This is a genomic window from Microbacterium sp. FW305-3-2-15-F-LB2, assembly GCF_058787255.1.
On the sequence record NZ_JBYSZO010000001.1, the window covers coordinates 3,527,972 to 3,548,113 of the forward strand.

The window sequence follows — 20,142 nt, forward strand, 5'->3', positions numbered from 1 at the left end:
CGGGCCGCGTCGTGCCCCGGCACGACAGACGGTCCCCCGCGCGTTCCGCGCACCTCATTCACACCTCAGGAGAGAACTCTCATGCGAAAGATCTACTCGCGCGCCATCCTCGGCGCGCTGATCGGCGGCGGCTTGGCCGTCGTCGGAGCCGGCATGGCCAATGCCGCGGAGACGTCGGGCACCGACGGCCTCCTCTCGGGAGACCAGGCGATCATCTCGGTCGACCTGCCCATCACCGTCGGCGGCAACGCCGTCTCGGTCATCGGCGACAGCCACAGCGAGGATGCCGACACCTCGGCACCCGCGTCGCAGCCGTCGCCCGATGCGACCACCGAGGGAAGCGACAGCATCCTCGGCGGCAACCAGGGCCTCGTCTCGGTGGACGTGCCCGTGACCGTCGGCGGGAACGCCGTGTCGGTCATCGGCGACAGTCACAGCGAGGATGCCAACACGTCGGCACCCGCCGAAGAGGCGGCGCCGACGCCGGTCGGTGACGTCTCGACGGACGGGACCGACAGCATCGGTGGCGGCAACCAGGTCGAGGCTCCGGTCTCGGTGCCCGTGACCGTCGGCGGGAACGCCGTCTCGGTCATCGGCGACAGCCACACCGAGGATGCCACCACCACCGGCGGCGGGACGTCCGGCGACGCCGTGGGCGACGTCGAGACCGACGGGTCGGACAGCATCCTTGGCGGCAACCAGGCGGCCCTGCCCGTCTCGGTGCCCGTGACCATCGGCGGCAACGCCGTCTCGGCCATCGGCGACAGCCACACCGAGGATGCCACCACCACCGGCGGGACCACCGGCGGCACGGCCGGCGACGTCTCGACCGACGGAACCGACAGCATCGGCGGCGGCAACCAGGCCGTTCTGCCCATCGCGATCCCGGTCACCGTCGGCGGCAACGCCGTCTCCGTAATCGGCGACAGCCACACCGAAGACGCCACCACCACGGGTGGCACCACCGGCGGCACCGTGGGTGACATCGAGACCGATGGCACCGACAGCATCCTCGGCGGCAACCAGGCGATCCTCCCGATCAGCCTCCCCGTCACCATCGGCGGCAACGCGGTTTCCGGCATCGGTGACAGCACCTCCGAGGACGCCACCACCAACGGTGGCGGCTCGGGCGGCCTGATCGGCGACGTCACCACCGACGGCGGCGACAGCATCCTGGGCGGCAACCAGCTGATCATCCCGATCAGCCTCCCCGTCACCATCGGCGGCAACGCGGTCTCGGTCATCGGCGACAGCACCACCGGCGGCTCGGAGACCGGCACCCCGGGCACCCCCGGAACCCCCGGCACCCCCGGAACCCCCGGCACCCCCGGAACCCCCGGCACCCCCGGAACCCCGGGCACCCCCGGAACCCCCGGCACCCCCGGCACCCCCGGCACCTCGGGCACCTCGGGCGTGACCGGCTCGGTCGCCTCGGTGTCGTCCGTCTCGGCGATGTCATCCATGGCCTCGGGCAACAACGGCGCGCTGGCCGTCACGGGAATCGACGATGGCATCATGTGGGGCCTGCTCAACGCGGCGCTGATCATGCTCGGCCTCGGAGGGGTGCTGATCGCCCGCCGTCGCCTCACCGCCTGACACCCGTTCGGGAGGGGCTACGGCCTCTCCCGATGGGGCACCGGATGCCGCGGCTCATTGGGGGCGTGGCATCCGGTGTCCGGCGTGTCAGGACTCGGCCCGCCGCCGCACCCCACCCGCGATCCGCACGCGGTGGCGCCGCTCGACGGGAGGACTTCCGCGCGGCAGAGGACCGTTCGCCTCCGCGAGGTCCTCCCCTCGCCGAATCTCCTCCCCCACCCCAGGATCACGGGCCTGGATGCCACCCGTCCCGCGCCGAAGGAGGGCCTGGCGTGAAGCTCAGTCGGCCAGGCGCCAGTCGTCGAAGCTGAACCCGGGCGAGACCAGGCAGCTCACGACCGCCTCGGCGTCGTCGACGAGCCGCGCGGACTGCCACACACCCGCGGGGACGGTGGCCTGCAGTCGCTCCCCCGCGGCGAGGTCGGCGCCGAGCACCACGGCGCCACTGAGTTCCGGAGAGAGTCCGTCACCGCCGAACGACAGCTCGAGCCGACCGGGGCCGTGCCACAGCCACACCTCGTCGCTCGTCACGACGTGCCACGCGCTGTGCTCCCCCGGGGTCAGCAGATAGTGGATCAGCGTCGCCGCGGGACGCTGGCCTGCGGCGGTGTCGACCGCATACGTCCCGGTCCACATGCGGCGGAACCATCCGCCCTCGGGGTGCTGCTCGAGGTCGAGCAGTCGGGCGGTGGCGGGACGGTCGTCAGTCACGGGACACTCCGGTCTCTCGGGTGAAGGCGGACGAGGCGAAACGCGCCTCGCCGTCGATGAAGGTCGCGGCCGCGCGGCCGGCCCCGTCGACGACGAGGTGCTCGAGCATGTCGTCAGCCGCGGCGGCGGGGATGTCGAAGAACGCGAGGTCGGCGACGGCCCCGACGGCGAGATACCCGGAGCGCTGAGGTCCGGTGTCGAGCCCCATCGCGTGGGCTCCCCCGAGCGTCGCGGCGCGCAGCAACAGCGCGGCCAGGTCGCGGTTCGCGTACCCCTGGTGGCGGGCGAGACGGTGCAGCTCCGCGACGTCGGCGAGGAGGTCAAGTGACGGAGACGATGACAGCGAGTCGGTCCCCACCGCGATCGCATTGCCCTCGACGAGGTACGCGGCGACCGGCGGCTCGTCGAGACCGATCACGGCGTTCGACCGCGGGCACAGCGCCACCGTCGTGCCGCGCAGACGCAGCGTCGCGCGGTCGCGGGCGGTCATGTAGACGCCGTGGGCGATGTGGCAGTCGGGTCCGAGGACGCCGAGCTCGTCGACGAACTCCGTCGCCCCGGTGCCGAAGCCCTCATCGCGCAGCGCCTGGAAGCTCGCGGGCCGCCGCTCGCGCCACGGCAGCGCCTCGCCGTGCTCGCGCTCGAACGCGGCCTCACCCAGGTGGATGTGCAGGCGACTCCCCCGCTCTCGCACGATGTCGGGGATCTCGAGCAGCGGCTCGACGTCGAGCGAGTACGGCGCGTGCGGCGACAGCCCCGTGCCCGGAGGTGACGGCAGGGCATCCAGCCGCGCCTCGATCTCGGCCCTCCCCCGCTCCGCCCACGCCTCGTTGGTCCAGCTCATCACCTCCCAGTAGGTGATGCCGTGCAGCCCGGCGTCGTGCAGCGCCGAGGCCGCTTCGACATCGGTGACGATGTCGGCCACGGCGGTCGTGCCGGCGGCGATCATCTGTGCGGCGCCGGCTTTGGCATCCGCCGCCCAGTCCAACCCCGACTCGTAGACCGGCTGGAAGGCCGCGGCCCACTCTTCGAATCCGCGATACGACCCGCGGCCGACCTCGGCCATGCCGGTGTACTGCAGGTGCGAGTGGGCGTTGACGAGACCCGGGGTCAGCAACCCGGGCCACCGCACCTCGTCGAACTCGACGCCGCGCTGGCGCAGCTCGTGTCGCACCCATTCGCGGTCGCCGACGTGGCGGATACGGCCGCCCGCGACGGCGATCGCCCCGTCCACGATCGGCGGAGCGGTGATCGGAACGACGAGGGATGCCGAGTACAGCACGACCCGCGGGCGCCCGGGTGCGCGATCGACGGTCATGCCGCTCAGCCTAGGGACGCGGTGTGACGGCCGCGTGTCGCGAGGGTCCCGCGAGGGCGCGGTGACCCTCTCGGTTTGGGGCGGATTCCGCGCTCTCGGGCGCGCAGCACCGCCCGTTTGGGGCGGATTCCGTGCACTGGGGCGCGCAATTCACGCCCCAACGCACGAATCACGCCCCAAACCCGAAACCGCAGCAACCGCAGCGACCGCAGCCCTCCAACGCAGAACGGCCCCGGTCCGCCGAAGCGGGACCGGGGCCGTATCTGGAGCGAATTACTTCGCGGCGACCACCTGGAGGGTGATCACGGCGGTGACGTCGTCACGCAGGCGAACGGTCGCCTCGTGCTCGCCGACCGACTTGATCGAGGAGGTGATCTGGATCTTGCGCTTGTCGAGCTCGCCCAGGCCAGCAGCCTTGACGGCGTCAGCGACGTCGCCGGTCTTGACCGAACCGAACAGGCGACCCTCGGCACCGGCCTTGACGGCCAGCTTGACGGTGGTCGACTCGAGCGAGTTCTTCAGGGCCACGGCGTCTTCGTGGTCGTGGATCGCGCGGGCTTCGCGAGCGGCGCGAATCGACGCCACCTGCTTCTCGCCACCGCGGGACCAGGACACGGCGAAGCCCTGGGGGATGAGGTAGTTACGGGCGTACCCGTTCTTGACCTCGACAACGTCACCGGCGCTACCGAGCCCGGTGACCTCATTCGTGAGAATCAGCTTTGCCATCGGGTGCTCCTTAGCGGCCGGCGCCGGCGTAGGGCAGGAGAGCCATCTCGCGCGCGTTCTTGATGGCGCGGGCGATCAGGCGCTGCTCCTGCACGGAGACACCGGTGATACGACGGGCGCGGATCTTGCCGCGCTCCGAGATGAACTTGCGGAGGGTGGCGACGTCCTTGTAGTCGATGACGCCGACGCGGATCGCCTTCGCGGGGGCTGCGTTCTTCGCGCCCTTCCGCGGCTTGCGGCGGTCGCCAGTGGCCTTTCCAGCCATGCTTCCTTCTTTCGTGTGGGTTCGGATGCCGGGGGCTCTTGCGGGGCCCGGGCTCGGCATCCGGAATTTCGGGGGTCGTCACGCCGTGAGGCGTAGCGAGATCAGAACGGGGTGTCGTCTCCGTAAGAACCGGGAGTGCTCCACGCATCGGCGCCGCCCTGGCTCGACCCGGGGGTCGACCACGGCTCGTCGGCGCCCTGCTGCACCTGCTGGCGCGGCGCGCCGCCGCCACCGCCGCCGCCCGAAGAGGCGGCACGGGTGACCTGCGCGGTCGCGTAGCGGAGCGAGGGGCCGATCTCGTCGACCTCCAGCTCGATCGAGGTGCGGTTGTTGCCCTCGCGGTCCTGGTACGAGCGCTGCTTCAGGCGACCGGTCGCGATGACACGGGAACCCTTCGTCAGCGATCCGGCGACGTGCTCGGCGAAGTCGCGCCACACCGAGGCGCGCAGGAAGAGCGCCTCGCCGTCCTTCCACTCGTTCGCCTGACGGTCGAACGTGCGAGGGGTCGACGCGATGGTGAAGTTCGCCACCGGCAGCCCGCCCTGCGTGTACCGCAGTTCAGGGTCGGCCGTGAGGTTCCCCACGACGGTGATGACGGTTTCGCCGGCCATCGTCGTTACTTCGCAGCCTTCTCGGCGGACTCGACCTTGCGGGGAGCGGCAGCCTTGCGGGCGGCCTTCTCCTCGGAGCGCTTCGCCTCGGCGGCAACCTGGGCGATGGCTTCCTCGGCACGGAGGACCTTGGTGCGCATGATCTGCTCGCTCAGCTTCAGCTGGCGGTCGAGCTCCTGCGTGGCCTCGCTCGTGGCGGTGAAGTCGACGACGGCGTAGATGCCTTCGTTCTTCTTCTTGATCTCGTAGGCCAGACGGCGGCGTCCCCAGACATCCACCTTCTCGATGGTTCCCCCATCGTTGGTGATGACCTTGAGGAACCCGTCGAGCTTCGGAGCGACCTGGCGCTCGTCGACCTCGGGGTCGAAGATGACCATGAGTTCGTACTGGTGCGTCACTAACCCACCTCCTTCGGACTAGAACGGCTGACGGGCATTTCCCGGCAGCAGGAGGGTGTGGTGCACGTCGTCTCGGGCTTACACGCGCATGGGCGTCGCCAGACAACCTTCGTAGTCTAGCGGATGCCACGCTCCCCCGCGGAACCCGACCTCACCGGCATCCCTCCGCGTTCACGGCATCCCGCTCGGTAGCGTGGGGACATGAGCCGCATGCCCCTGGACACTTCGGCCCTGACCGCCCCCGTGGACCGTGCCGCCGTCCGCGCGTTCACCGCGCAGCTGCGCCGGGAGGGGAAGCTGACGAGCGCCGTCGTCACCACGATCGGGTTCGTGCTGGTCGGGGGCATCATCCTCGTGGCCGCCACCCTGATGGCATCCGTCGTGAGCTTCGGGCTTCTCGCCGACAACGGGCGGCCCAACCCCGTGGGCATCGGCTTCCTGCTCTTCTTCGTCGCGGTGATCGCGCTGGTCAGCTATGCGCTCATCGTGCTGTTCCGCGGCCGCGCCACGCGTCGTTACCGGCTCGCGCACTTCGCCGAGGCGAATGGGATGACGTGGTTCCCGGCCGTCCCCAATCCCGCGCTCCCCGGCATGATCTTCGGCGAGGGCCACGACCGCGAGGCCACCGACGTCGTGCACGGGCCGCGCCCCCGATGGGTCGAGGTCGGCAACTACACCTACAAGACCGGCTCGGGAAAAAGCGAGCAGACGCACAAGTGGGCGTACGTCCAGCTGCGGCTCGACACCCCGCTCCCCCATATCGTCCTGGATGCCGTGGGCAACAACGGCCTGTTCGGGGCGTCGAACCTGCCGACGACGTTCTCGCGCGACCAACGACTCAGCCTCGAGGGCGACTTCGACCAGCATTTCGCCCTGTATTGCCCGAAGGGATACGAGCGCGACGCGCTGTACCTGTTCACGCCCGACGTCATGGCGCGGTTCATCGACAACGCCGCGGCCCTCGACGTCGAGATCATCGACGACCGGCTGTTCCTCTATGCGCGGCGCGAGCTGTCGACGCTGGACCCCGCGACGTGGGAGTGGATCTTCGGCACGGTGGATGCCATCGACGACAAGCTCGGCCAGTGGGCGCGGTGGCGCGACGAACGGCTCGCCGCGACGCCGGCGTCGGCGCCGGTGGCATCCGAGATTCCGTTGCTGACTCCCCCGCCGGTCGGTGTCGCGCGCGAGGGCCGCCGGCTCCGCCGAGGGTTCTCGTGGATCACCGCGGTGTTCATCGTGCTCGGCGTCGGTTGGTGGCTGTTCACCGTGCTCTACGACACGTTCCTCCGCTGAGCGCCGAACTTCAAAGTTCTCGTGCCGAACTCCTGAGTTCTCGGGCCCAACCGGCGTTCTGGGCACGACGCGGCCCGCCGAGCCACGAGAACTCAGGAGTTCAGCCCGGCCGACGAGGCGTCAAGCGCCGCGCGTCGACCGCCACAGCTCGCGACGGGCTTCCTGCGCGATCGGGTCGGGCACAGGCAGGGATGCCAACAGCCGCTTCGTGTAGTCGTCGCGGGGCTCCGTGAGCACCTGCACGGTCGTGCCCTGCTCGCGGATCACGCCCTGGCGCAGCACCACGACGCGGTCTGCCACCTCGTCCACGACCGCGAGGTCGTGGCTGATGAAGAGGCAGGCGAACCCGAACTCCCGCTGCAGCTGCGCGAACAGCTGCAGCACACGGGCCTGCACGGACACGTCGAGGGCCGAGGTCGGCTCGTCGGCGATGAGCAGCTTCGGGTCGAGCGCGAGCGCTCGTGCCAGCGACGCGCGCTGGCGCTGACCGCCGGACAGCTCGTGCGGGTAGCGGTCGCCGAACGCGGTCGGCAGCTGCACGGCATCCAGGAGCTCGTCCACCCGCGCCCGCGCGGCCCGCGCCCCGGACGCGCGCCGGTGCACGAGCAACGGCTCGGCAATGCACTCCGCGATCGTGAGGAGCGGGTTGAAGCTCGTTGCCGGGTCCTGGAACACGAAGCCGATGTCGGGCCGGGTCTTGGCGAGCGTGCGGGGCTTGGCGCCGCGCATCTCGGTGCCGAGCACCTTCAGCGAACCGCCGACGACCGAGGTGAGCCCGACCATCGCGCGGCCGATCGTGGTCTTTCCCGAACCGGACTCCCCCACCAGACCGAGCACCTCGCCGGGTCCGATCCAGAAGTCCACGCCCTTCACGGCGATGACGCCCGTCGCGCCGAAGCGGCCGGGGTAGCCGATCTCGACCTTGTCGGCGACGACCAGGCTGCCCTCGGGCGGAGCCGTGGGCGCCGGGGTGTCGAGCGACTGCTGCGCGCTCTTGCCGCGGCCGACGTGCGGCACGGCAGCCAGGAGCTCGCGCGTGTACTGCTGCTGCGGCGCCGCGAACAGCTCGCGCACCGGCGCCTGCTCGACGATGTCGCCGCGGTACATCACCACGACACGGTCGGCGAGGTCGGCGACCACGCCCATGTTGTGGGTGATGAGCACGATGGTCGCGCCGAACTCGTCGCGGCACGTGCGGAGCAGTTCGAGGATCTCGGCCTGCACCGTGACGTCGAGGGCCGTGGTCGGCTCGTCGGCGATGATGAGGCCGGCGTTCAGCACGAGCGCCATGGCGATCACCACGCGCTGCTTCTGCCCGCCCGAGAACTGGTGGGGGTAGTCGTTGACGCGCTTCTCGGGATCGGGGATGCCGACCCGGCGCAGGATGTCGACGGCCTTGGTCTTCGCTTCGGCTTTCGAGAGCTTGCCGTGCGCGCGCAGACCCTCGGCGATCTGCCATCCCACGGTGAAGACGGGGTTCAGTGCCGTGGACGGCTCCTGGAACACCATCGCCGCGTCGCGTCCGCGCATCGCGCGCAGCTGCGCGTGCGTGGCGTGCACGATGTCGGTCTCTTCGCCCTCACGGCCGCGCACGATCACTGCGCCCGAGAGCGTCGCCGTCTCCGGCAGGAGCCCGAGCAACGTGTTGGCGGTCACGGTCTTGCCCGAGCCGGACTCGCCGACGATCGCGAGCACCTCTCCGGAGTGTGCCTCGAGCGAGATGCCGTTGATCGCGGCGACGGGCGCGCCGTCGGTCGCGAAGGCCACCCGCAGATCGTCGATGCGGGCGACGGATGCGGCGGTGCCGGTCATGAGGGGCTCCCGTCGGAAGGGGCGGATGCCGGGGGTCCGGCGGGGGCGACGGTCGCCGACGTCGTCACGGGGGCGGGGTCGACGGCCGCGATCGGCGCCGGAGCGCGTCCGGCGCGGCGACGCGTGCGCAGGCGCGGGTCGCTCAGGTCGTTGAGGCTCTCACCGACGAGGGTGATGCCGAGCACCGCGAGCACGATGGCGACGCCCGGCGGGATGGCGGTCCACCAGATTCCGCTCGTGACGTCGCTCACCGAGCGGTTGAGGTCGTAGCCCCACTCCGCCGCGGCGGTCGCCTCGATGCCGAAGCCGAGGAAGCCCAGGCCCGCGAGGGTCAGGAGCGCCTCTGACGCGTTCAGCGTCACGACGACGGGGAGCGAGCGGGTCGAGTTGCGCAGCACGTGGCGCAGCAGGATGCGCGCCGTCGGCACGCCGATCACGCGGGCCGACTCGACGAACGGCTCGGCCTTCACGCGCACCACCTCGGCGCGGATCACGCGGAAGTACTGCGGCACGAACACCACGGTGATCGAGATCGCGGTGGCGAGGATGCCGCCCCACAGCGTCGACTGCCCCTTCGTGATCGCGATCGACATGACGATGGCCAGCAGCAGCGACGGGAACGCGTAGATCGCGTCGCACAGCACCACGAGGACGCGGTCGATCCAGCCGCCGAAATAACCGCTGACCAGGCCCAGGAAGATGCCGAGGAAGATCGAGAAGGCGATCGCGCACAGGATCACCAGGAGCGCCGTCTGCGCACCCCAGATCACGCGGGACAGCACGTCGTATCCGCCGACCGTGGTGCCCAGCAGGTTGGTCGCATTGGGAGCCTGCTGCGTGCCGAACTTCACGCCGTCGGCTTCCTGCTGCGCGAAACCATAGGGCGCGAGAAGGGGCGCGAGGAGCGCCGTGAGCACGAACACGGTCGTGATCACGAGACCGATCACGAGCATCGTGCGCTGCAGACCGACACTGCGGCGCAGGTGCGAGATGACCGGCAGGCGGTCGCGCAGCGGGACCTTGCGCGCGGTCAGGGCCGCGGGCGTCGTGGCATCCGTCATGTCAGTACCTCACTCGCGGGTCGATGATCGCCGCGATGACGTCGACGAGGAAGTTGGTGAAGGCCACCAGCACGGCGATCATGACGACGATGCCCTGCACGGCGACGAAGTCGCGCGCCTTCAGGTATTCGCTGAGCATGAAGCCGAGGCCCTTCCACTCGAACGTGGTCTCGGTGAGCACCGCTCCCGACAACAGGAGCGCGATCTGCAGTCCGATCACCGTGATGATCGGGATGAGCGCGGGGCGGTAGGCGTGCTTGGTGACCAGGCGGTACTCCCCCACGCCGCGCGAGCGCGCCGAGGTGACGTACTGCGCGCCGAGCGTGCCGATGACGTTGGTGCGCACGAGGCGCAGGAAGATGCCCGCGGTCAGGATGCCGAGCGCCAGACCGGGCAGGATCGCGTGGATCAGCACGTCACCCACCGCGGCGCCGTCGCCGAGGCGCAGGGCGTCGAGCAGGTAGATGCCGCTCGGGTTGTCGAGGCTCGCGAGCTTCAGCTCGGTGCGCGTGTTCGCGCGGCCGGCGACCGGCAGCACGCTCAGCCACACCGAGAACACGAGCTTGAGCAAGAGTCCGACGAAGAAGATGGGGGTCGCATAGCCGAGGATCGCCCCGATGCGCAGCACCGCGTCGGGCCAGCGGTCGCGTCGGTAGGCGGCGAGCAGACCGAACGGGATTCCGATCAGCAAGGCCACGATCAGCGCGTAGATCGCGAGCTCGAGCGTGGCCGAGCCGTACTGCAGCAGGATGCCGATGACCGGACGGTTGTCGGTGATCGTGGTGCCGAAGTCCCCGCGCAGGATGCCGCCGATGTACTCGAAGTACTGCACGTAGAGCGGACGGTCGTACCCGGCTGCGGCGATGCGTTCGGCCAACTGCTCCGGTGGGAGGCGCCCGCCGAGGGCCGCGGTGATCGGATCGCCGGTGACCCGCATGAGCAGGAACACCACGGTCACGAGGATGAAGACCGTCGGGATGATCAGCAGGAGTCGGACGAGGATGTAGCGCCAGAGGCCGCCGCCTTTCGGGGCGACGGGCGCGGCGATGACGGGGGCGTCGACGGCGGTAGCCATGGGAACCTAACGGGAAGAACGCGGCGGGTGCCCGGCCCCGCGAGGGACCGGACACCCGCCTCGTGATTACTTGTGCAGCGGGGCGTAGCGGAACTTGAAGGACCCGTCGAGGACGGCACCCTCCACGCTCGAGCCGACGATCGCGACCTGCTTGCCCTGGAGCAGCGGCAGCGTCGACAGGTCGGCCGCCACGGCGTCCTGGATCTCGCCGATCTCCTGCTCACGCGTGGCCTTGTCGGTCTGCGTGGCCTGGTCGATGAGCATCTTCTGGACGTCGGCGTTGTCGTAGTGGTTGCCGAGGAAGTTGTCCAGCGAGAAGAACGGGGTCAGGTAGTTGTCGGCATCCGAGTAGTCCGGGAACCAGCCGAGCTGGTACGCGGGGTACACGTCGGCCGTGCGGTCCTTGCTGTACTGCACCCACTCTGTCTGCGCGAGGTTGACGGTGAACAGGCCGTCCTTCTCGAGCTGCGCCTTAATGGCGGCGTACTCGTCACCCGACGAGGGGCCGTAGTGGTCGCCGTTGTACTGCAGGTTGAGGGTGACGGGCGTCGGAACGCCGGCGGCCTCGAGCGTCGCCTTGGCCTTGGCGGCGTCGGGCATGCCGCTGCCGTCGCCGTAGAGACCCTTCAGCGCCTCGTTGGCACCGGCGAGACCCTGCGGAACGTAGGAGTAGAGCGGCGAGTAGGTGTCCTTGTAGACGTCGGTCGCGATGGCCTGACGGTCGATCAGGTCGGCCGCCGCCTGACGCACGGCGAGCGACTTGGCCGCGTCGGCCTCGGGCGTCGTGGCGCCGAAGGGCATCGTGTCGAAGTTGAAGACGATGTAGCGGATCTCGCCACCGGGGCCGTCCACGACCTTCACCGCGTCGTTCGACGACAGGTCGGCGATGTCGGTCGCGCTGAGGCTGCGGAACGCGACGTCGATCGCGCCCGACTGCACGTCGAGCTTGAGGTTGGACGCGTCGGCGTAGTACTTCGCCGAGATGCCGCCGTTCTCGGGCTTGGGCAGCGAGCCCTGGTAGTCGGCGTAGGGCACGTACGAGATGAGCTCGTTCTGCTTGTACGAGTCGATCGTGTACTGGCCGGCGAACGCCTTGCCCTCGACGATGGTGTCGTCGGGCGTCACCGAATCGGCGGAGAACACCTCTTCGTCCACGATCGGCGCGGCGGGGCTCGACAGGATCTGCGGCCAGACCTGGTCGTTGCCGTTCTTGAGCGTGAAGACGACGGTGGTGTCGTCGGGCGTCGCGATGCTGTCCAGGTTTCCGAGGAGCGACGACGGGCCGTTCGGGTCGGCGATCGTGACCTGACGATCGAACGAGAACTTCACGTCCGACGACGTGAGGTCGTGACCGTTGGCGAACTTCAGGCCCGACTTGAGCTTGACGGTGTACTCGGTCGGCGAGGTGAACTCGCCCGACTCGGCGATGTCAGGCGTGACGTCCGACGTGCCGTACTGGCTGTTGAGCAGGAAGGGGTAGACCTGGTTCATCACGGCGAACGAGCCGTTGTCGTACGAGCCGGCCGGGTCGATCGAGCTGATCTTGTCGGTCGTGCCGACGACGAGCGGCTCGGTGGAGCCGCTGTCGGATCCCGTGTCCCCGCCGCCGGCGGAGCAGCCCGCGAGAACGAGTGCCGAGGCGCCGAAAGCGCCGAGAGCGAGGCCGAGACGGCCTCGACCACTGTGGTGCAGTGTCATTGAGTTACCTCTGCTGTGAAGTGTCGATAGCGACAAGTGCCGCCGTCCTTCGGACATCTTTGTCGTCGGCAGGCCACACACCAACTCTTGGCCTGTGTTTTTACGATAACGAAACCTCGGAAATCTTCCGGTCCCCCGGATGACGGTTCGGACTTGTTCCGGGCGGGAGCGCTCCCTACTGCGTTTTGGGGCCAGGCCCGAGGGACCGTGGACGGCGGTGGGCGGCGCGGCGGCGTCCGGTGGGGTGGCATCCGGCTTCGTCCGGTGAGGCGGCATCCGGCGGGGCGGCGTCCGGCGGCGCCCGGCGGGCCGAACTCCTGACTTTCGTGGACCGGCGCGTCGCCGGTGTCGGCGCGAACCCCGGCTGCAGGGGCCGCTCGCCCCCCGAGCGGCGGCATCCTGCGGTCTCGGCCCCGAAAACTCAGGAGTTGAGACCAGCGAGGGCGCGTCCTCCGCGCCGGATTCCAGAACCGGCCGCACCCCATGCCACTCAGTGCGCCGACCAGCCGCCGTCCATCACGTAGCTCGTCCCGGTGACCATTCCGGCATCCGGTCCTGCCAGCCACAGCGCGAGCGACGCAACCTCGGACGGCTCGACGAGCCGCTTGATCGCGGCATCCTTCAAGAGCACCGTCTCGAGCACCTCGGACTCCGGGATGCCATGCGCCCGCGCCTGATCCGCGAGCTGCTTCTCGACGAGCGGCGAGCGCACGTACCCGGGGTCGATGCACACGCTCGTGACGCCGTGACGGGCGCCCTCGAGCGCCGTGGTCTTCGACAGCCCCTCGAGTCCGTGCTTCGCCGTGACGTACGCGGACTTGTATTCCGATGCGCGTATACCGTGCACGCTGGACACGTTCAGCACCCGACCGAACCCGCGCTCGTACATCCCGGGCAGCGCGGCCCGGATCAACAAAAACGGTGCCTCGAGCATCAGCCGCAGCATGAACGAGAAGCGTTCGGGCGCGAAGTCCTCGATCGGACTCACGTGCTGGATGCCGGCATTGTTGACGAGGATGTCGACGTCGAGGCTCAGGTCCCCCAGCGCCGCCGTGTCGGCGAGGTCGACCGCCCATGCGCGGCCGCCGATCTCGGCGGCGAGGGCGTCGGCACCCTCGGCGTTGAGATCGGCGACCGTGACGGTGGCCCCGGCCTCGGCGAACGCCCGGGCGATCGCCGCCCCGATACCGCTGGCGCCACCCGTGACGAGGGCGCGGCGTCCGCTGAGGTCGATGCTCATGGTTCCTACTTCCCCCGCGCGGCGTCGGCGGCGTCGATGGCACGCAGCGAGATGCCGCGCGTCTCCTTCAGTGACAGTACGGCGACCGACGTCAGCACGCAGGCGATCACGATGTAGATCGCGATGGGCAGCCACGAGCCGAAGTCACGCAGCCACTGCGTCGCGAGGATCGGCGCGAGCGAACCGGCGAGGATCGCGGTGACCTGGGCCCCGAGCGAGACGCCCGAGTAGCGCATGCGCGTCGGGAAGAGCTCCGCCATGACCGCCGGCTGCGGCGCGTACATGCCCGCGTGGAACACCAGACCGATCGACACGGCCGCGACGATCACGACGGGGTTGAGCGTGTCGAACATCGGGAAGGCGAAGAACGCCCAGGTCGCGCTGAGGATCGCGCCGGCGAGGTACACGGGCTTGCGGCCGATGCGGTCGGCCAGACGGCCGAGTGGGGGGATCACGGCGAAATGGATGACGTGGGCGATCAGGAGCGCGAGGAGCAGCTGACTCGTGTCGTACGAGTACACGAACTTCAGGTACACGATCGAGAAGCTGACGACGATGTAGTAGACGATGTTCTCCGCGAAGCGCACGCCCATCGCCTGGATGACACCCTTCGGGTAGCGGCGCAGCACCTCGACGACGCCGAACGAGGTCGCCTTCTCCTGCTCGACCTGCTTCTTGGCCTCGAGGAAGATCGGCGCCTCCTCGACGTGCGTGCGGATGTAGAAGCCGACGAGCACGATCACGGCCGATAGCCAGAACGCGACGCGCCAGCCCCAGTCGAGGAAGGCGGCGGGCGTGAGGATGAACGACATCACGAGCAGCACGGTGGTGGCCAGCAGGTTTCCGACCGGAACCGCGGCCTGCGGCCAGCTCGCCCAGAACGCGCGCGAGCGGTCCGGGCTCTGTTCGGCGACGAGCAGGACAGCACCGCCCCACTCACCGCCGACGGCGAAGCCCTGGATGAAGCGGAGCGCCACGAGCATCGCGGGCGCCCAGTATCCGACGGAGGCGAAGCCGGGGAGGCATCCCATCAGGAAGGTGGCCGCGCCGACGATGATGATCGTCGCCTGCAGCGTGGGCTTGCGGCCGAAGCGGTCACCGATCTGCCCGAAGACGATGCCGCCCAGCGGGCGGGCGACGAAGCCGACGGCGTACGTGACGAACGCGGCGATGATGCCGTCGAGCGGCGAGCCCGACGACGGGAAGAAGAACGTGCCGAACACCAGGCTCGCGGCCGTGGCGTAGAGGAAGAACTCGTACCACTCCACGACGGTGCCGGCCATCGAGGCGGCGACGACGCGGCGGATCTTGCTGGTCGAGATTTCGGGGGAGGCGCTGCGTTGCGCGGTGGGGGATTCCATGCTGCTCCTTCGGTGTCGACGGTGACATCCGGGGATGAGTCTGCGCGGCGGCGCGGATCGCGGCAATGCCCAGAGCTGCCGACCAGGTGTGCAGAATTGCACACATGGATGCCACGAACGTCCGCGCCGACGACCTCCTCATGCTCCTCGCGGTGGCGCGCACCGGTCGCTACACCGCCGCCGCGCAGGTCCGCGGCGTCGACCACACCACCGTTGCCCGGCGCATCGCGGCGCTCGAGGACGCCCTCGGCGGACGCGTCGTCGCCGCGTCGGCCCGCGGCTGGGAGCTGACAGCGCTCGGTCAGCACGCCGTCGAGACGGCTGGGCGCATCGAGGCCGCGATGTCGCGGTTGTCGGGTGGGGGAGAGGAGCCGGACCCCGTGTCGGGCGTCGTGCGGATGTCCGCGACCGACGGATTCAGCGCGTACGTGGCTGCTCCCGCGATCGCGGCGTTGCGGCAGCGGCATCCCGAGCTGTCCGTCGAGATCGTGGCCACCCAGCGCCGCGCCGCCTTGCACCGGCCGGGCCTCGACCTGGAGGTGGTCGTGGGGGAGCCGCAGACGTCGCGCGGCACGGCGACCCGCCTCGGCACCTACACGCTCGGCATGTACGCCTCGCGCGCCTACCTCGAGCGTGAGGGGACGCCCCGCGACCTCGCCGAGCTCGAGCGGCACCGCCTGGTGTACTTCGTCGACTCGATGCTCCAGGTCGAGGCGCTGGACCTTCCGCGACGGCTCGTTCCGCGCATGCGCGACGGCGTCACGTCGACGAACGTGTTCGTTCACGTCGAAGCGACACGGGTAGGTGCCGGAATCGGCATGCTTCCGTGTTTCGCCGCCGACCGGCATCCGGATCTTGTCCGCCTGCTGCCCGATCTCGTCGCCGAACGGCTGGCGTACTGGATGATCGTCCGCGCGGACTCGCTGCGCATTCCCGCCGTTGCGGCCCTGTCGGAGGCGCTGCGCGCGCAGACCGTCGCCGCCCAGCCCATGCTCGACGGGGCATAGACGGTTGTCGGGGTAGGTGCCGGGGTTAGCCGGGCTCACGCGTCGTCGTGACGCAGCGTTGCGAACGGGGGAGCCACGCATCCGCCACGCGGGTGAGGATGGATGCCATGACCTCCCCCCAGCGCGTGCGATTCGGCTACTGGACCCCGATCTTCGGCGGCTGGCTCCGCAATGTCGATGACGAGCAGACGCCGGTGTCGTTCGCGCACATCGCCGAGATCGCGCGGGCGGCGGAGGAGGGCGGATTCGATCTGACGCTCATCCCCGAGCTGAACCTCAACGACATCAAGGGCGTCGAGGCGCCGTCACTCGACGCGTGGGCCGTGACCGCGGGGCTCGCGGCGGTGACGTCGACGCTCGAACTGCTCGCGGCAGTGCGGCCCCGGGTTCCACAACCCCTTCCACACGGCGAAGCAGGCCGCGACCATCGACGAGATCAGTGGCGGCCGCTTCACGCTGAACGTCGTCTCGGCGTGGTGGGCCGAGGAGGCGAAGCAGTACGACGGGCTGTTCAGCGCGCACGACGACCGCTACGCCCGCACGATCGAGTGGGTCGAGGTGCTGCGCGGCCTGTGGACGCAGACGCCGTTCGCCTACGCGGGGGAGTACTACCGCACCGAGGGCACGTACCTCGAGCCGAAGCCGCGCGTGATCCCTCGGCTGTACGCGGGCGGCGAGAGCGAGGCTGGTCGCACCGCGATCACGCGCTTCGCCGACGCGTACCTCACCCACGGCGGCACGCTCGACGAGCTCGAGACGAAGGTCGCCGACATGCGGCGCCGTCGCGCGGAGGCCGGGGCTGCGCCGTTCGAGGCGTTCGGCATGGCGGCGTACGCCATCGTCCGCGACACCGAAGAAGAGGCCCAGGCCGAGATCGACCGAATCACCGACGTGCGCGGGGGAGCGGCCTACGGCTCGTACCAGGAGTTCGTGGGCAAGTCGAAGCTCGATACCCCCGTCGATCTCAAGGAATATTCGGTCTCGAACCGCGGTCTGCGCCCGAACCTCGTCGGCACGCCCGACCAGGTGGCCGAGCGCATCGTCGCGTTCGCGAATGTCGGCGTCTCGACGCTGCTGCTGCAGTTCTCGCCGCACCTGCCCGAGCTGCAGCGCTTCGCCGCCGAGGTGATCCCGCGCGTCCGCCGGCTGGAGGCGGTGCGCGACGCCTGACGCCCGGCGCGACCTGCGTCCGGCGCGACCCGGCCTTCGGCGCGCTCCGACGTTCGGTGTCCACGACACGCGGGTCGGGTGCCGCGGCATCCGCGTGTCGTGGACATCAGCGGGGATGCTGAGGCGCCTGCTTCCGCGGGGACGCTCTCAGCGGCCACGCCGGGCCCCGGCTCGCCCTGTGCGGCTCAGCCGAGCGCCCCCACCGCCTCGTGCGGGAGTAGCGCGCCGAGCCAGCGCGCGATCTCGCGCGGTCCGGAGCGCGGAGCGGATGCCTCGACATCGGGGTTGTAGTTGGTGTTGGTGTTCACGTCGTAGGTGACGACACGGCCGTCGCGGGTCTCGATGAACTCGATGCCGGCGACGCCGATACCCTCGGCCGCGAGGAACGCGAGGTAACGGTCGATGATCGCGGGGTCGACGTCGTCGCGGAGACGGAACAGCGGCTCGGGCTCGACGCCGTCGGCACCGGGGACGGCGCACGCTTCGGCCGGGCACAGCTCGAAGCTGCCCGCGCTCGTGTCGACCCGGACGGCGTAGACGAACTCGCCCCCGACGAACTCGGCGCGCGTGATGAACGGCGCGCGGGCGACGAGAAGTTCTTGCAGCAGGGTGATGCCGTCGGGGGAGGGCTCGAAGTCGGGGCCGTCGACCCAGGCCGCGAACTCGTCGTGCGTCTCCCACCGGCGGACGCCCAGGCCCTTGCCGCCCTGGTTGTGCTTGCTGATGAACGGCGCCTCGAACTCCCGGGCCTTCGCGACCAACCCTGCCGTCCCGAACACCGCAGACGTGCGCGGAACCTCGACGCCAGCATGCCTCAGCGCCGCATGCTGCGCGACCTTGCTGACCTCGAGCTCGAGCACGTCGGCACCGTTCACGACCGTGCGTCCCCACGAGGCGAGCCACCGCAGCACCGCACGGCCGTACTCCTTGCTCGCCGCGTGGTCGCGCGTGTGGGCCGACGCACTGAGCCGCGACCAGAACACGCCCTCCGGAGGCTCGACGGAGAGATCGATGGACCCGTCGGTCAGCAGCCACTCCTCCAGCGGAACGCCCTCCGCCTCGAAGGCCGCCTGGAACGGCGGAAGCCACTGGGGGTTCTCATGGATCACGTACACACTGCCCGACATTCCGTCAGGCTAACCCGGGCCTCCGACAGCGGGACAGGTCGTCGTCACGCGCGGTCACGACGGACGCCGACTGGGGAATTGGCATCCGGATCTGTATCGTGACAAGGCTGTACGGCCGGAAGGGATGCCATGACCACCGAGTACATCGACGCGAACCGCGCCAACTGGAATGAGCGTGCCACGCTGCACGCCGCCCGCGACGGGTCGGGCTACGGCGTGCTGCGGTACGTCGAGGATCCGGCCGCCCTCAGCGACGTCGTGCGGTTCGATCAGCCGCTCCTCGGCGACCTCAGCGGGGTGCGCGCGGTGCACCTGCAGTGCCACATCGGCACCGACACGCTGTCGCTCGCGCGCCTCGGTGCCCGCGTGACGGGCCTGGACTTCTCCGAGAACGCCGTCACCGAAGCCCGGCGCCTCGTCGCCGAAACCGGCGATGACGTGGACTTCGTGCAGTCCGACGTGCGGAAGGCGGCGGAGGTGCTGCCGAAGGGAGCTTTCGACCTCGTCTACACCGGCATCGGCGCGCTGTGTTGGCTGCCGTCGATCACGGAGTGGGCCGGGGTCGTCGCCGACCTGCTCGCCCCCGGGGGCACGCTCCACATCCGCGAGGGGCACCCCGTGCTGTGGTCGATGAACGAGACGCTCCCCGGTCTCACGCTCGCCTTCCCCTACTTCGAGCAGCCCGTCCCTCTGGAGTGGGATGACGACAGCACCTACGTCGAGGTGTCGGCGCCGCTGCAGTCGACCCGCACGTACGAATGGAACCGGGGCCTCGGCGAGATCGTCACGGCGCTGCTCGACCGCGGGCTGCGGATCGACGCTCTGGTCGAGCACGACAGCGTGCCGTGGGAGGCGCTCCCGGGCCGCATGACCCTGCGGCCCGAGGGCGAATACGCCCTCACCGAGCAGCCGTCGGTCATGCCGCTGAGCTACACGATTCGGGCCTCGAAACCGGCCTGAGCGGGCGTAGGGTCCCCGGCGGGCGGAGGAGTGTCAAGACCCGCGGGGCCCCGGACGGGCCCGTGGGAGGGTGCCGGAATGGAACGGAGAGCCCACCAACGAACAGCTCCGATGACGTTCCGGAGCACCGCTGCGGCGGTCACCGCACTCGCCCTGGCCGCGGTCGGGGTCGCCGGCTGCACGGCACAGACGACGGATGCCGCGTCGTCACCGCCGCCTGTGGCATCCCAGGCTCCCTCTCTCTCACCGACGCCGGCGCCGACGGACGACGCGAGCAGCGACGAGGCCCTTCTGCCGATCCCCGTCGACGAGATCGGCGACTGGGCGGAGACGGCGGTTCCACCCTCCGAGAGTGGCGCGCTGACCGGCAGGCTGACCGGCTGGATGAGCCAGAACACGTCCCCGCATCAGCGGAACTCCTTCGGGTTCCTCGAACCGGGCGACTATCAGGGCCAGCTCGCCTGCCGCGGCGGCGGCACCATCGTCCTCTCGGCCGGCGAACTCGACAGCGAGTCCCTGGCGGACACGGTCTCCTGCGACAACTCCACGATCGCCTTCGACGTGTCGATCGCGCAGACCGGGATGACGATCGATCTCGACCTCGAGGGGGATCCGTCGATCTACGCGGTGTCACTCAAACGAATGGGGTGAGGGGCGCGGCACCCGTGACGAACGTCACCCCCACGAGGTGACCCCCGCCCCGGGTGCCG

General features: G+C 69.9%; 19 protein-coding genes and 1 pseudogene. 7 read left to right on the forward strand and 13 right to left on the reverse strand.

Features of this window, described 5'->3' with window-relative positions; genetic code table 11:
* Nucleotides 1–81: 81 nt before the first annotated feature.
* Nucleotides 82–1,596 (forward strand): chaplin family protein, encoded by a 1,515-nt coding sequence (locus AC3WLZ_RS16985; protein WP_492470885.1) that lies wholly within the window; start codon nt 82–84, stop codon nt 1,594–1,596.
* A gap of 279 nt (nt 1,597–1,875) precedes the next feature.
* Here the strand turns inward: AC3WLZ_RS16985 and AC3WLZ_RS16990 are convergent, their stop codons facing one another.
* The 6 genes from AC3WLZ_RS16990 to rpsF form a co-directional block, all read right to left on the reverse strand.
* Nucleotides 1,876–2,307, reverse strand: a complete 432-nt coding sequence (locus AC3WLZ_RS16990; RefSeq protein ID WP_492470886.1) for a cupin domain-containing protein — start codon at nt 2,305–2,307, stop codon at nt 1,876–1,878.
* On the reverse strand, nt 2,300–3,625 hold the full coding sequence (locus AC3WLZ_RS16995; RefSeq protein ID WP_492470887.1) for an amidohydrolase family protein: 1,326 nt from the start codon (nt 3,623–3,625) through the stop codon (nt 2,300–2,302). The genes AC3WLZ_RS16990 and AC3WLZ_RS16995 overlap by 8 nt, the downstream gene beginning before the upstream one ends.
* Before the next feature lie 273 nt (nt 3,626–3,898).
* A complete protein-coding gene (gene rplI, locus AC3WLZ_RS17000; RefSeq protein ID WP_138177627.1) occupies nt 3,899–4,351 on the reverse strand; it encodes a 50S ribosomal protein L9 in 453 nt (150 codons plus the stop codon).
* 10 nt (nt 4,352–4,361) lie between these two features.
* Complete coding sequence (gene rpsR / locus AC3WLZ_RS17005; protein WP_013584646.1) at nt 4,362–4,616, reverse strand: 30S ribosomal protein S18; 255 nt, start codon at nt 4,614–4,616, stop codon at nt 4,362–4,364.
* A 101-nt stretch (nt 4,617–4,717) separates the two neighbouring features.
* Complete coding sequence (locus AC3WLZ_RS17010; protein ID WP_492470888.1) at nt 4,718–5,227, reverse strand: single-stranded DNA-binding protein; 510 nt, start codon at nt 5,225–5,227, stop codon at nt 4,718–4,720.
* A 5-nt stretch (nt 5,228–5,232) separates the two neighbouring features.
* Nucleotides 5,233–5,625 carry a 30S ribosomal protein S6 gene (rpsF, locus tag AC3WLZ_RS17015; RefSeq protein WP_134125563.1) on the reverse strand — a complete coding sequence of 131 codons (393 nt, stop codon included), beginning with the start codon at nt 5,623–5,625 and terminating at the stop codon, nt 5,233–5,235.
* 201 nt (nt 5,626–5,826) lie between these two features.
* Between rpsF and AC3WLZ_RS17020 the strand changes: the two genes are divergently transcribed.
* Nucleotides 5,827–6,921, forward strand: a complete 1,095-nt coding sequence (locus tag AC3WLZ_RS17020; RefSeq protein WP_492470889.1) for a hypothetical protein — start codon at nt 5,827–5,829, stop codon at nt 6,919–6,921.
* 120 nt (nt 6,922–7,041) lie between these two features.
* On the opposite strand, the gene AC3WLZ_RS17025 is transcribed toward AC3WLZ_RS17020, so the two are convergent.
* The 6 genes from AC3WLZ_RS17025 to AC3WLZ_RS17050 all read right to left on the reverse strand — a co-directional run bounded on the left by AC3WLZ_RS17025 (nt 7,042) and on the right by AC3WLZ_RS17050 (nt 15,168).
* Nucleotides 7,042–8,733, reverse strand: a complete 1,692-nt coding sequence (locus AC3WLZ_RS17025; RefSeq protein ID WP_492470890.1) for a dipeptide ABC transporter ATP-binding protein — start codon at nt 8,731–8,733, stop codon at nt 7,042–7,044.
* Complete coding sequence (locus AC3WLZ_RS17030; RefSeq protein ID WP_492470891.1) at nt 8,730–9,794, reverse strand: ABC transporter permease; 1,065 nt, start codon at nt 9,792–9,794, stop codon at nt 8,730–8,732. The genes AC3WLZ_RS17025 and AC3WLZ_RS17030 overlap by 4 nt, the downstream gene beginning before the upstream one ends.
* A gap of 1 nt (nt 9,795) precedes the next feature.
* A complete protein-coding gene (locus tag AC3WLZ_RS17035; protein ID WP_412923064.1) occupies nt 9,796–10,869 on the reverse strand; it encodes an ABC transporter permease in 1,074 nt (357 codons plus the stop codon).
* Nucleotides 10,870–10,935: 66 nt separating this feature from the next.
* Complete coding sequence (locus tag AC3WLZ_RS17040) at nt 10,936–12,567, reverse strand: ABC transporter substrate-binding protein (RefSeq protein WP_412923065.1); 1,632 nt, start codon at nt 12,565–12,567, stop codon at nt 10,936–10,938.
* Between the two features lie 490 nt (nt 12,568–13,057).
* Nucleotides 13,058–13,807, reverse strand: coding sequence for a 3-hydroxybutyrate dehydrogenase (locus AC3WLZ_RS17045; protein WP_492470892.1), 750 nt, complete (start codon nt 13,805–13,807; stop codon nt 13,058–13,060).
* A 5-nt stretch (nt 13,808–13,812) separates the two neighbouring features.
* Nucleotides 13,813–15,168 carry an MFS transporter gene (locus AC3WLZ_RS17050; protein ID WP_492470893.1) on the reverse strand — a complete coding sequence of 452 codons (1,356 nt, stop codon included), beginning with the start codon at nt 15,166–15,168 and terminating at the stop codon, nt 13,813–13,815.
* A 104-nt stretch (nt 15,169–15,272) separates the two neighbouring features.
* Here AC3WLZ_RS17050 and AC3WLZ_RS17055 point away from each other — a divergent pair, with 104 nt between their 5' ends.
* The 3 genes and pseudogenes from AC3WLZ_RS17055 to AC3WLZ_RS17065 all read left to right on the forward strand — a co-directional run bounded on the left by AC3WLZ_RS17055 (nt 15,273) and on the right by AC3WLZ_RS17065 (nt 17,345).
* On the forward strand, nt 15,273–16,175 hold the full coding sequence (locus AC3WLZ_RS17055; protein ID WP_492470894.1) for a LysR family transcriptional regulator: 903 nt from the start codon (nt 15,273–15,275) through the stop codon (nt 16,173–16,175).
* A 107-nt stretch (nt 16,176–16,282) separates the two neighbouring features.
* Nucleotides 16,283–16,498 (forward strand): annotated as a pseudogene (locus tag AC3WLZ_RS17060) (LLM class flavin-dependent oxidoreductase); the annotation flags it as partial.
* A gap of 112 nt (nt 16,499–16,610) precedes the next feature.
* On the forward strand, nt 16,611–17,345 hold the full coding sequence (locus AC3WLZ_RS17065) for an LLM class flavin-dependent oxidoreductase (RefSeq protein WP_492471002.1): 735 nt from the start codon (nt 16,611–16,613) through the stop codon (nt 17,343–17,345).
* A 185-nt stretch (nt 17,346–17,530) separates the two neighbouring features.
* On the opposite strand, the gene AC3WLZ_RS17070 is transcribed toward AC3WLZ_RS17065, so the two are convergent.
* Entirely contained in the window at nt 17,531–18,472 is a 942-nt protein-coding gene (locus tag AC3WLZ_RS17070) for an ATP-grasp domain-containing protein (RefSeq protein WP_492470895.1), read from the reverse strand.
* Between the two features lie 129 nt (nt 18,473–18,601).
* On the opposite strand from AC3WLZ_RS17070, the gene AC3WLZ_RS17075 reads away from it, so the two are divergent.
* Both AC3WLZ_RS17075 and AC3WLZ_RS17080 read left to right on the forward strand, forming a co-directional pair.
* Entirely contained in the window at nt 18,602–19,432 is an 831-nt protein-coding gene (locus AC3WLZ_RS17075) for a class I SAM-dependent methyltransferase (protein WP_492470896.1), read from the forward strand.
* A gap of 111 nt (nt 19,433–19,543) precedes the next feature.
* Entirely contained in the window at nt 19,544–20,083 is a 540-nt protein-coding gene (locus tag AC3WLZ_RS17080) for a hypothetical protein (RefSeq protein ID WP_492470897.1), read from the forward strand.
* Nucleotides 20,084–20,142 lie beyond the last annotated feature (59 nt).

Bases quoted from the DNA above. Each gene is read 5' to 3' on its own strand.
- AC3WLZ_RS17075 (WP_492470896.1), top strand. From the start codon at position 18,602: ATGACCACCGAGTACATCGACGCGAACCGCGCCAACTGGAATGAGCGT.
- AC3WLZ_RS17040 (WP_412923065.1), bottom strand. From the start codon at position 12,567: ATGACACTGCACCACAGTGGTCGAGGCCGTCTCGGCCTCGCTCTCGGC.
- AC3WLZ_RS17070 (WP_492470895.1), bottom strand. From the start codon at position 18,472: ATGTCGGGCAGTGTGTACGTGATCCATGAGAACCCCCAGTGGCTTCCG.
- rplI (WP_138177627.1), bottom strand. From the start codon at position 4,351: ATGGCAAAGCTGATTCTCACGAATGAGGTCACCGGGCTCGGTAGCGCC.
- AC3WLZ_RS17045 (WP_492470892.1), bottom strand. From the start codon at position 13,807: ATGAGCATCGACCTCAGCGGACGCCGCGCCCTCGTCACGGGTGGCGCC.
- AC3WLZ_RS16985 (WP_492470885.1), top strand. From the start codon at position 82: ATGCGAAAGATCTACTCGCGCGCCATCCTCGGCGCGCTGATCGGCGGC.
- AC3WLZ_RS17010 (WP_492470888.1), bottom strand. From the start codon at position 5,227: ATGGCCGGCGAAACCGTCATCACCGTCGTGGGGAACCTCACGGCCGAC.
- AC3WLZ_RS17080 (WP_492470897.1), top strand. From the start codon at position 19,544: ATGACGTTCCGGAGCACCGCTGCGGCGGTCACCGCACTCGCCCTGGCC.
- AC3WLZ_RS16995 (WP_492470887.1), bottom strand. From the start codon at position 3,625: ATGACCGTCGATCGCGCACCCGGGCGCCCGCGGGTCGTGCTGTACTCG.
- AC3WLZ_RS17025 (WP_492470890.1), bottom strand. From the start codon at position 8,733: ATGACCGGCACCGCCGCATCCGTCGCCCGCATCGACGATCTGCGGGTG.
- AC3WLZ_RS17020 (WP_492470889.1), top strand. From the start codon at position 5,827: ATGAGCCGCATGCCCCTGGACACTTCGGCCCTGACCGCCCCCGTGGAC.
- rpsR (WP_013584646.1), bottom strand. From the start codon at position 4,616: ATGGCTGGAAAGGCCACTGGCGACCGCCGCAAGCCGCGGAAGGGCGCG.
- AC3WLZ_RS17035 (WP_412923064.1), bottom strand. From the start codon at position 10,869: ATGGCTACCGCCGTCGACGCCCCCGTCATCGCCGCGCCCGTCGCCCCG.
- AC3WLZ_RS17050 (WP_492470893.1), bottom strand. From the start codon at position 15,168: ATGGAATCCCCCACCGCGCAACGCAGCGCCTCCCCCGAAATCTCGACC.
- AC3WLZ_RS17055 (WP_492470894.1), top strand. From the start codon at position 15,273: ATGGATGCCACGAACGTCCGCGCCGACGACCTCCTCATGCTCCTCGCG.
- AC3WLZ_RS17030 (WP_492470891.1), bottom strand. From the start codon at position 9,794: ATGACGGATGCCACGACGCCCGCGGCCCTGACCGCGCGCAAGGTCCCG.